Origin of the sequence: Burkholderia sp. HI2714 (genome assembly GCF_002223085.1) — a bacterium.
GTDB lineage: Bacteria > Pseudomonadota > Gammaproteobacteria > Burkholderiales > Burkholderiaceae > Burkholderia > Burkholderia lata_D.
Genome location: NZ_NKFM01000158.1, coordinates 1 through 1033 on the forward strand (window position 1 = coordinate 1; position 1033 = coordinate 1033).

Below are 1033 nucleotides of genomic sequence, written 5' to 3' on the forward strand. Positions count from 1 at the left end.
TACAGCCCGGAGCTCAATCGCATCGAGAAACTGTGGCACAAGATGAAATATGAGTGGCTGGCCTTCAAGGCGCGTGACATCCAAACCCTTGAAGAAGACGTCGATACGGTCCTTCAAGGATTCGGATCAAATTATAGATTTACTTTCTGTTGAGAGCTTACGTTTCGACGTCGTCGATATTGGTGACGCTTGAAAGTGCCTGCTGCGGAATCATCCGCTCGTTATCGACAGCTAAAAATTCAAGGAACGACAGATGCAGTCGTAACGCGTCGATATTTGATTCATTAGCGAATGTCTTTTGCCAGGCCGCCTTATCGAATTTGAATATGCGAACGCAATCGTCGTCACTCGCTTTCGCGGCGTCGCTATTGCGCGCCGAACGAAACGCAAAAAAGGCGGCAACGAATGGAGAATAGGACCAGTCTAATAACGGCGTTGGGTAGCCGTGGTGTTGCGCTAAATGAAGAAAGGCGCCGTATTCCAAGCGATCCTCCAACGCGAACAAGTGGCGTGTACGGCCGCTGATATGTTGGTGCAGCGCCGGAATATCAACCGCTGTGTAGCGAGTGAGGTTCGCGCGCCCAGTGCGATGGTAGGACGTTCGGAGTTTTCTCGGTTTGCGTTGCCCGCGAAATACAAAATGTCGCGGTTCAAGAGCGATTATTTTCTTCTTGAAGTCATCCCACGATATAGGGTTTTCTGGATACTCCGAAAGGGTTCCTGAAGTAGAGGCGGGCAATATCGCTTGACCTTGCCCGCCCGCATCCGAAGTCCAATTCAACGTAAGTGCATCAGCGGTCCAAGTGGCTGTCACTTGGACGTTGCGGGCAATTCGGCTATTCGGGAAAAGCTTAGAAACTTCTTCCCATTGCATAAGCTCTCAACAGAAAGTAAATCTATAATTTGATCCGAATCCTTGAAGGACCGTATCGACGTCTTCTTCAAGGGTTTGGATGTCACGCGCCTTGAAGGCCAGCCACTCATATTTCATCTTGTGCCACAGTTTCTCGATGCGATTGAGCTCCGGGCTGTA

1 protein-coding gene is annotated in these 1033 nt (G+C 50.0%); it reads right to left on the reverse strand.

Annotated elements, in window-relative coordinates; genetic code table 11:
- Positions 1-157: 157 nt before the first annotated feature.
- The gene (locus tag CFB82_RS41625) at positions 158-874 is read right to left on the reverse strand and encodes an FRG domain-containing protein (RefSeq protein ID WP_089487974.1); all 717 of its coding nucleotides are present in this window, start codon (positions 872-874) and stop codon (positions 158-160) included.
- Positions 875-1033 lie beyond the last annotated feature (159 nt).